Annotated in this window: 7 protein-coding genes; 4 read left to right on the top strand and 3 right to left on the bottom strand. The window is 37.6% G+C overall.

The genetic code is table 11. The features are described from left to right. Window positions 1–133: 133 nt before the first annotated feature. Entirely contained in the window at window positions 134–3382 is a 3249-nt protein-coding gene (gene gyrB, locus ACP6PK_RS07285; protein ID WP_426559047.1) for a DNA topoisomerase (ATP-hydrolyzing) subunit B, read from the bottom strand. A gap of 368 nt (window positions 3383–3750) precedes the next feature. Here gyrB and miaA point away from each other — a divergent pair, with 368 nt between their 5' ends. From miaA to ACP6PK_RS07270, 3 genes are all read left to right on the top strand, one after another. Next, complete coding sequence (gene miaA, locus ACP6PK_RS07280; protein WP_426559046.1) at window positions 3751–4671, top strand: tRNA (adenosine(37)-N6)-dimethylallyltransferase MiaA; 921 nt, start codon at window positions 3751–3753, stop codon at window positions 4669–4671. Between the two features lie 617 nt (window positions 4672–5288). Continuing rightward, on the top strand, window positions 5289–6149 hold the full coding sequence (locus tag ACP6PK_RS07275) for an aldose epimerase family protein (protein ID WP_426559045.1): 861 nt from the start codon (window positions 5289–5291) through the stop codon (window positions 6147–6149). Between the two features lie 673 nt (window positions 6150–6822). After that, window positions 6823–7815, top strand: a complete 993-nt coding sequence (locus tag ACP6PK_RS07270; RefSeq protein WP_426559044.1) for an aspartate carbamoyltransferase catalytic subunit — start codon at window positions 6823–6825, stop codon at window positions 7813–7815. A 396-nt stretch (window positions 7816–8211) separates the two neighbouring features. Here the strand turns inward: ACP6PK_RS07270 and ACP6PK_RS07265 are convergent, their stop codons facing one another. Together ACP6PK_RS07265 and ACP6PK_RS07260 are read right to left on the bottom strand one after the other, a co-directional pair. Beyond that, window positions 8212–8331 carry a type II toxin-antitoxin system HicA family toxin gene (locus ACP6PK_RS07265; RefSeq protein WP_426559043.1) on the bottom strand — a complete coding sequence of 40 codons (120 nt, stop codon included), beginning with the start codon at window positions 8329–8331 and terminating at the stop codon, window positions 8212–8214. A gap of 715 nt (window positions 8332–9046) precedes the next feature. Further along, window positions 9047–9163 (bottom strand): DUF1902 domain-containing protein, encoded by a 117-nt coding sequence (locus ACP6PK_RS07260; RefSeq protein WP_426559041.1) that lies wholly within the window; start codon window positions 9161–9163, stop codon window positions 9047–9049. A gap of 418 nt (window positions 9164–9581) precedes the next feature. Between ACP6PK_RS07260 and ACP6PK_RS07255 the strand changes: the two genes are divergently transcribed. Then, window positions 9582–10055, top strand: a complete 474-nt coding sequence (locus ACP6PK_RS07255; RefSeq protein WP_426559039.1) for a molybdenum cofactor biosynthesis protein MoaE — start codon at window positions 9582–9584, stop codon at window positions 10053–10055. The last annotated feature ends 93 nt before the right edge of the window (window positions 10056–10148 follow it).

Below are 10148 nucleotides of genomic sequence, written 5' to 3'. Positions count from 1 at the left end.
TACTCCCCTACTCTCAATCTATAATTTTAAATAGATCCCTTCAGGGGTTCTATAGTCTCGCTCCCTATTCTAGAGTGAGCAAATATTGAGTTATACCATCCAACATCAACTCACATTTGCCCACCCTACTTTACTAAATATCCAGATCGGTAATTTTCAATTTCGGTCCGTAAGTCTCAATAAACTCACGCCTTGGCGCTACCCGATCGCCCATCAACACAGTAAATATTCTATCTGCCTCCGCAGCATCTTCAATTTCTACCCGTTTCAAAGTCCGAGTGTCAGGGTTCATGGTCGTATCCCACAACTGAACTGGCATCATTTCACCCAAACCCTTAAACCGTTGGATAGTATAGTTGGCATTACCAGGAAACTCATTTTCTATCAGTTGACTGAGTTCACGATCGCTATAACAATAATAATGATTCCTACCTCGCTCCACTTTATACAATGGAGGACAAGCAATATAGATATAACCCTGGTCTACTAACGCCCTTTGGTATCGGTAGAAAAACGTTAACAACAACGTCCGAATATGAGCGCCATCAACATCAGCGTCAGTCATAATAATTATCTTATGATACCGCAGTTGAGCAGCATCAAACTCATCCCCTTTGATACCCAAACCCAAAGCAGTAATCATTGATTGAATCTCATTATTTTTGTAGATTTTGGCATCATCCGTTTTCTCAATATTGATAATTTTACCCCGCAACGGCAATATTGCTTGGAAACGGCGATCGCGACCTTGTTTAGCACTATTATGAACAAAAACTCCACTAGCTAAAGCAAAATTATGAGTATTGGGAACTTCGACATCATAAACATCAAACCGCTCCTCCAACGGTTCGATAGAAACAACCCGATGATTATAATTCCGAATGGCATCCCGTGCTAAAAATTCGTCTCCTTCAAAGTATCGGTTGTAAAAAGTCTCAAACTTCAACATCGACTTATCCTTCTCACGACGACGATAAATATCATACAATTCCAAGTCTATGAAACCAGAACTCTGGTAAACCTTGTGCAAAGCTTCAAGAGTCTTACGATAATAAGTTTTATCCAGCGCTTCCCGACGTTTAGCACGAAACTCAGGAGTCCACTGTTCCTTAGTTTTTTGCCGTCGCCACTCCAACAAATCTTCATCTTGCCATTGCTGTTTCGCCACTTCAGAAGCTGCCTCCCGTGCTTCTGGGTTATTCGCAAAATAATCCCGCACTCGTTCTGCTTGAGCTTGACAGTTCTCAGCTTTACTCCAATATTCCTGCTGTGCTTTCATTAACTGTTCGCGATTTTCTTCACGATACTCTTCATTGCTATCATAAAACTCGCGCCATTTCTGAACCATAAAAGCTTTATACTCATCAACTTCCCACTGTGCTTTAGCTTGTTGTGACAAAATCTCTCGTGTCTCCGGTTCCTGCATTCGTTCCTTCATCATCGCCCGAAATTCATCAGTTGTATGAGCTTGACGACTTTTTTCTTTGACATCAGGGCGATGCAAAGTGAATTCAAGATGTGCCCTGTGTAATGCCAAGTGTTCCTCTTCTGGAAGTCGCTGAATATTTGTGGGATTATTATTGAGTTTATTAAAATCAACATGATGACGATGGTTACCATCTCCTGAATTATATACTCCTACTTCCAAGTTATAAAAATCTGCCAACAAATGAGTATATATCCAACTGTCTTTTTTAGGGTTCCAAACCATTTCATAACCATCTAATCCCCAACCATTTTTTTTCTTTTGAGATAACTTTCGATACAGAGGCATCAAAGCATCATTTGGTGTTAATAAAGCTGCTGGTTTATAACTACCATCTCTGAGCATAAAAGGATGGTCTGGAGTACAAATTAGAGTTTCATTATTATCCAAAGTTATCTTAATAACTCTGGCATTTTTCTTGGTCATTCTTGCATTAATTATCCGTTCAATTGCAACATATCCCTTCTCATTAATTGTGTAACAAAAATGTTCTTTACCCTCAGCTTGTTCAGCTACTATTTCTCCAAAGCTGAGATTACGTCCATCAGTTAAAGCAATTTGTTGATTTAAAAACCAACATCCCCCAGCGCTATCGCCCTCGACGAGGTATAACTCGGATTCTTCCGGGTTTTTCGTACTGCAATCGGCTAGTTTTCCTGGTAATGGAGAAGATTCTAAAACTGATTTTCTCCTCACTAAATCCCTCGCTCGACGAGCTGCTTCTGCTGCTTTAAAAGCTTGAATAGCCTTCTCCAAAACTGCATCAGCAATCTGAGGATTAAAATCTAAATATTCAGTTAAAACTTCTCCCACCAAAGAGTCAACAATACCCCTTACTTCAGTATTGCCTAATTTAGTCTTAGTTTGACCTTCAAATTCTGGTTCTGGAACCTTCACAGAAATAACTGCCGTTAACCCTTCCCGGACATTTTCACCACCCAAATTTGAATCACTTTCTTTAAGTTTATTCCGCTTCCGAGCAATACCATTCATTGTTCTGGTTAAAACAGTTTTCAACCCCTCCAAATGAGTACCGCCATCAACAGTTCTAATATTGTTAGCAAAACCAAGAACATTATCACTAAAAGCATCCACACACCATTGCAAAGCTACTTCCACTTGTACATCATTCTTTTCCCCCTGCACAAAAATCACCTCTTCATGCAAAGGCTGTTTTTCCCGGTTCATGTAGGTGACATATTCCTTAATACCACCCTCATAACAATAAGATTCTATTCGCGGTTCATCACTTTTAAGTAACTCCAGGCGATAATCTGTAATTGTAATCTTGACACCTGCATTCAGATATGCTAGCTCTCGCAGACGACCAACTATGGTATTGTAGTCAAATTCAATACCCGTAGTGAAAATTTCCTCATCTGGCAGAAATTGCACTGATGTGCCTGTCCGTTTTTCTTTATTAGTTTTAGATTTCAAGTCCCCAGTCGGTTTGCCACGTTCATAACCTTGAATATGTGTCTTTTTATCCCGCCAGACCGTTACCTCTACCCACTCTGACAAGGCATTGACCACGGAAACCCCCACACCGTGTAATCCCCCAGAAACTTTATAGCCACCTCCACCAAATTTACCTCCAGCATGGAGAACAGTCATAACCGTTTCCAAAGCAGACTTACCTGTTTTAGAATGGGTATCAACTGGAATACCCCGGCCATCATCTGTAACTCTGACAGAACCATCTTCATTCAGGTCAACTTCGATGTGAGTGCAATAACCAGCTAGCGCCTCATCGATGGAGTTGTCAACAACTTCGTAGATTAGATGATGTAGTCCACGAGGCCCCGTGGAACCAATGTACATTCCCGGTCGCTTCCGTACCGCTTCGAGACCTTCCAGAACTTGTATTTGTTCAGCGCCGTAATTGTTGCTGGCCATAGCAATATCTCTCCTAATAATGGCTTTAATAACAACTTTCGTCAAAAAATGAAATTTTTCTCATAAATTATAACATAAATGCCTTAAACGCTGCTCTAGGGTATTTTAATGAGAAATTTATTTGGGGGATGTAGATATTAGTTATGAGTCATGAGTCATAATTCAGGAGTCAGGAGTCACAATTTCCCAGATTTTTAGTAGTTAGTAGTAGGGGCGAATGGCCATTCGCCCCTACATTATTGCTGTGACTAAATTTGAGAGATATGAAAATTTCTTTTAATTTTGACTTTTGACTTTTCTCTTTTGGCTGCGTAAGTGCTAATATTATAGTTTTATTAATAATTTCTTTTAATTTTGACTTTTAACTTTTGACTTTTGACTTTTCTCTAATTACTATTTGCGGGCCAACTGCTACGGGTAAGTCTGGATTAGCCTTGGATTTGGCCCATAGATTCGGTTCCGTAATTCTCAGTGCAGATTCTCGTCAAGTGTATAAATATTTTAACATTGGCACCGCAAAACCAACTATAACAGAACGGGAATTGGTACCTCACTATTTAATAGATATTTGTGAACCTACAGAGACTCTGACATTGGCAGAATATCAGGAACAAGCGCAACGTTTGATTGTTAATTCTTTTACTGCTGAAACTGATTTTGCTCCACCAAGTTTATTAGTGGGAGGTACGGGGTTATATATAAAGGCAATAGTTAAAGGTTTGAAGATTCCTAGGGTTGGGCCTAATGAAAAGTTGCGATCGCAATTAGCAGATTTAGGTCAAAAACAATGTTACAAAATGTTGCAGCAGATTGATGAGGTTGCTGCTGAGAAAATTCACCCTAATGATGTGGTGCGAACTTTACGAGCATTGGAAGTGTTTTATGTGAGTGGGAAACCTATTTCTCAACAGCAGGGAGAAAACCCTCCAGATTATCGAATTTTACAAATAGGGTTAGACTGTGATGTGGAGGTTTTGGGCGATCGTATTCGTCATCGAACTGAGAAAATGGTGGAAGTTGGGTTAGTGGAGGAAGTAAAATTTTTGTGTGAAAAGTATGGTGCGGAGTTGCCATTGTTAGATACGTTGGGTTATGCAGAGATGAAACAATATTTGGCAGGAGATATTAGTTTGACTGAGGCGATCGAGGCAACAGTTTTACATACTCGTCAGTTTGCCAAGCGACAACGGACTTGGTTTCGAGGGTATCCAGAAATTGAATGGTTTGATGCGAATGCTCCAGATTTATTGGAACAGGTTTGGGAGCGAGTGAGGGGAGTTGGAAGTTGAGAAAATTTTTATCATCCGTCTCTTGGAGCTTCAGCAAATGAAATGACTATTTCTCTATACGCAATAGAAGAGAAAATTTTTATCATCCGTCTCTTGGAGCTTCAGCAAATGAAAATACTATTGCGAATAGAGCAATAGAAGGAAAATTTTTATCATCCGTCTCTTGGAGCTTCAGCAAATGAAACTACTATTGCGGATAGAGCAATAGAAGGAAAATTTTTATCATCCAGCTCCGGGAGCTTCAGCAAATGAAACTACTATTGCATATAGAGCAATAGAAGGAATTTTCACCATCCGCCTCCGGGAACTTCAACAAATGAAATGACTATTGTTCTATTGCGTATAGAAGAAAAATTTTCACCATCCGCCTTCGGGAGCTTCAGCAAATGAACCTACTATTGCGGATAGAGCAATAGAAGGAATTTTCACCATCCGCCTCCGGGAACTTCAACAAATGAAACTACTATCTCCGGAAGCTTCAGCAAATGAAATGACTATTGCTCTATACGCAATAGAAGATAAAATTTTACCATCCGCATCTGGGAGCTTCAGCAGATGAATAGATTTTTAGACAATTCTGTGAGATTTTAATAGCAGTTGTTTTAGGTAAATTATTTATGGCTGCTAACCCTGGACAAAATCAACCCTATATTCTCTCTGACGAAACTACTCAGTCTATGGTCGTTGTTGTACCTGAAAGAGGTGGCATTGTCACTGACTGGCGCACCCAAGAGCAAAAAATATTTTATCTGGATAAGGAACGTTTTGCCGACCCCACTCTTTCAGTGCGTGGTGGTATTCCTTTATTATTTCCTATCTGTGGCAACCTACCCGATGATACCTACACCCTAGACGGAGAAACTTACAAACTTAAGCAACATGGTTTTGCTCGTACCCTTCCTTGGCAAGTTACACAACAGTCTACCGATAATGGTGCAAGTATTACTGTAAGTCTCCGCAGTAATGATGAAACTCTGGCAGTATATCCATTTAATTTTGAGTTAAATTATACCTATATATTGCGGGGTAATACTTTAGAGCTGCGATATGCTCACACTAATTTATCTCAAAAACCTATGCCATTTTCTACAGGTATTCACCCTTATTTTGCTGTTGCTGATAAGACTCAATTAGAGTTTGATTTACCTTCAAATGAATATAAACTCAAAGGCGACCAGACCGTTAATACTTTTTCTGGAGTGTTTGATTTTGACGCTGAAGAAATTGATTGGGCGTTTGTTAATTTGTCAAAACAATCAGCAGTAGTGACTGATAAAAGTCGCAATTTAAAGTTAACTATTAACTACGATAGTAATTATTCAACTTTAGTTTTTTGGACAGTAAAAGGTAAAGATTTTTATTGTTTAGAACCTTGGACTGGTCCTCGGAATGCCATGAATACTGGCGAACATTTATTAATTGCTGAACCTGGTAAAACCGTCGAAACAGTAATTAGTATGACGGCAGAATTGGGTTAATTTTCCTATTTAAAATTAACCTGAGAAAGTATCTGTAAAATAAATCTAATAAACGCCTCAAAGATCTATTTTTCAGTGGGTTAAGGCGGTAGAAAAATATTATTTTCTTCTGTAAAATTATTACCGCCTTTTCATGTTGCCAGTAGAATACAGCCTATAATTTTTTCAAAATTGACTTGACCGAAAAATAAAGGTTTAAAGCCTCTCCTTTCAAGGAGAAACAAGAAAAAATTTTCTTTTTATTCAATCCTCTTTCTTGTAGGGATAGGTAATTATCAATTATTGAATGATAACTGATAACTGATAACTGATAACTGAAATGACCTAGAGGAATATTTTATGAAATAGGCATAAACCCTATAAGATAAGATTGATAAAAGCTGATTAATTAGGGTTGGCTGATTAAATCTAAAAGCATTGACAAATAAAGGTAAGTGGCTTTTTAAGTTTGGAAAAAGTACCTGGTTTGGAGCTACTTGATGGTCATGCATGTTAGGATTTTGGGTTGATTATAGCAGGAAAATCAAGGGATAATTATTCCTCTTGCCTCCTCGCTCCCATACCCATTCTTCCTGACTCCTGACTCCTGACTCCTGACTCCTACCCTCACTAATCAGACTTTTTCAGCAAGCTTTAATTAACTGATAATTATTTCACAAAAATTCAATCGAAAATGTCTACAAACTCTTGGACTCATCGCCATATTCTATCTCTAGCAAAATTTACACCTGAAGAATATAATATCATACTCCAAACAGCCGCTAGTTTTCAAGAAGTTTTAGGTCGCAGGATGAAAAAAGTACCTGCATTACAAGGTCAAGTAGTGGCAAATTTATTCTTTGAACCCTCAACACGCACCCGTAATAGTTTTGAATTAGCTGCTAAACGTTTATCTGCAGATACCCTAAATTTTGCCCCAGGAAGTTCTTCTCTTACCAAGGGAGAAACTATTCTTGATACAGCAATGACCTATCTAGCAATGGGAACAGATATGATGGTCATTAGACATCGCGATGCAGGAGTACCAGCAGCGATCGCTTCTGCAATGGATCGAAACGGTTATCAAGTTCGAGTTCTTAATGCTGGAGATGGTCAACATGAACATCCTTCTCAAGCTTTACTTGACCTATTTACTATTTGTAAATTGTTAAATTCAACTGAACCTAGAATAGAACTTTTAGAAGGAAAAAAAATTGCTATTGTAGGAGATATTATTCACTCTAGAGTAGCACGCTCTAATATTTGGAGTTTGACAGCTTCTGGTGCTGAATTACATTTAGCAGGAACCCCTACTTTATTACCTCAATATTTTGCCGAATTTGGTAATAATAGACCTGGTAAATTATTTGTACATTGGGATATTGAACCTGCATTAGAAAAGGCAGATTTTGTGATGACTTTACGCCTACAAAAAGAAAGAATGACTCAACATTTACTACCTAGTTTACGAGAATATCATCAACTATTTGGCATTACACGCGATCGCCTCAAACTTTGTCAACCAGGAGTTAAAATATTACACCCCGGACCTGTTAACCGAGGAGTAGAAATTAGTTCTGATTTAATGGATGACCCTCAGTTAAGTTTAATTTCTCAACAAGTAACCAGTGGTATTGCTGTAAGAATGGCTTTACTATATCTTTTAGGAGGAGGAAAAACTGAGTAGGGGAGTGGGGGAGTAGGGGAGTAGGGGAGTAGGGGAGTAGGGGAGCGTGGAGAGTAAGAAACTTCTAATAAAGTAGCAAGATTGTTGACACTAATAAAAAAGGAAAAACCGATAATTAATAATTGATAATTAAAGTTATCTCTAATTAGGAGTTTGCTGAAAAAAACAGAGTGTGGGTAGTTTTTATAGTAAGAAACTTCTAAATAAAGTAGCAAGATTGTTGACACTAATAAAAAAGGAAAAACCGATAATTAATAATTGACAATCAAAGTTATCTCTAATTAGGGGTTTGCTGAAAACCCAGAGTGTAGGGAGTTGTTATAGCAAGAAACTTCTAAAAAGTAGCAAGATTATTGACACTAATAAAATATGATTGCTATATATATAATAGTCTAATTAAGACCCTAAAAAAACATCTACATCAATATTAGTTTCTTTTAAAATACTTCTTAATGTTCCCTCCTTAATTTCTTGATTATAGGAAATAGTTGTCCTAGATTTTGTTTCATAATTCAACCAAATTTCGTGCTATCCTTTTGCTAAACGATAAAAAATAAAGCCTAATTTACCTAAGTTTTTTTGTTACTTCTTGATAATAAAACCCTGCTAATCTTCCCATTAAACCTCCATAATTAACGGATATTAAAACGTAAGCATTCAGCTATTAGCAGTCAGCACTCAGCTTTACCTGGATCATGCTCTACAAAAAGATGCCTGAAAGTAATAAATTTAGGACTTATACCATTTTCATAAAATATTGCAGAGCGTGAAAGAACAGGCGATGGGGAGATAGGGAGCGCCTAAAGTAGGCAAGATAAATAGACAAAAAATGGAGAAAAAAAATTTAATTTTGACAATAAATGTCAGTCATAAAGTATTAAACTGTAGGAATAAATCACAAAGAATGAATGTAACAGCCTATGCATGAATTTGGTATTACGCAAAGGCACTATGTATAGAGTCTTGGTGCGTTACGCTGGCGGTAACACACCCTACCAATAGAGTTCATGCGTAAGTCCTGAAATTACTAAGTTTAGCCGATGACCTTTTCCGTGTCGGACTTTTAACTCCCGCCATCAGACTAATTCCTCCTTCTAGCTGATGGCTGATAGCTGACGGCTGAATGCTTACATTAAAACTGAGATGGTATAGCTTGTAACTCTAAACTATCATTCATTTCTTTTTCCAAACTAAACAAAAATTTTGCCACATCCTCGGCAATTTATATCGCTTATTGTATTGTTTGTCCTTCGGCTACCAACCCTTGTAAATCATCACTCCTAGCAATGAAATACTCCGTTTCATTTTCCCAAAAACCCTCAATTTTTAATCTAATTAATGTTTTCATTTGTGTAAGTCTCAAATTAATTAATAATTGAGAACAGATAATGAATAATAAAAACTCTCTTTAAGAGGTTGAATGTATCAGGAAATATGAAAAAAGAAGATAGGGAACAGGGAAAAATTAACCGGGAACAGGTTATGGAGGTATGGAGGCAAAAAAAAATTATTTGTTATCAGGAACTTCACAACTAACTGATTAAGTATGAATAGTCATACCTCCTCTCTCTGTAGAGTTATATCAATCCCTTGCCTTATTCAAGCTAGTTGATTGAGTTGTGAAACTTTTTTCTTAATACTTATTTTACAAACAGTCTCTAACTATCAATTATTCATTACAACTGATCAATGAAAGAGGAGAGGCTTGAAACCTCTGGAGATTAATTATAAATTATCTATTATTAATTATCAATTATTCATTATCCATGCCTTTATCTACTAAGCCACAAGAAGAAGAGGATAACTTTTCTATTACTATAGCTCCTTTATCTATTGAAGATATTTACGCATTGGCAGATAATCCAGCCAATGGTGCTGTAGTAGTAATGAGCGGAATGGTTCGTAATCAAACAGACGGTCAATCTGTAGTTGCCCTAGAATATCAAGCCTATCAACCCATGGCTATCAAAGTATTTGAACAAATTGCCACAGAAATTCGTAGTCAATGGCCAGATGTTAATACCGTTGTAATTCATCATCGCGTCGGACGTTTAAAAATTGGTGAAATTAGTGTTTTAGTGGCCATTGGCTGTCCACACCGTTCCGAAGCCTTTGAAGCTTGTCGTTATGCTATTGATACTTTGAAACATACTGCCCCTATCTGGAAAAAAGAACATTGGACTGATGGTTCCAGTAGTTGGGTCAGTATTGGAGCTTGTGAAATGGAGAATGAGGAGTAGTGGTTTGTTAATTTTCACATTGTGAGAGACGTTTCCTGGAAAGACAAGGGGAAAGGTAGACAAGGGAAACAATTTAACAGCTATACCCATCAA

This window comes from Dapis hubbardiae BLCC-M172 (genome assembly GCF_050016015.1).
Lineage (GTDB): Bacteria > Cyanobacteriota > Cyanobacteriia > Cyanobacteriales > Microcoleaceae > Trichodesmium.
Note: the sequence above shows the minus strand (reverse complement) of the source record. Positions and strands in the feature narration are given on the sequence as shown.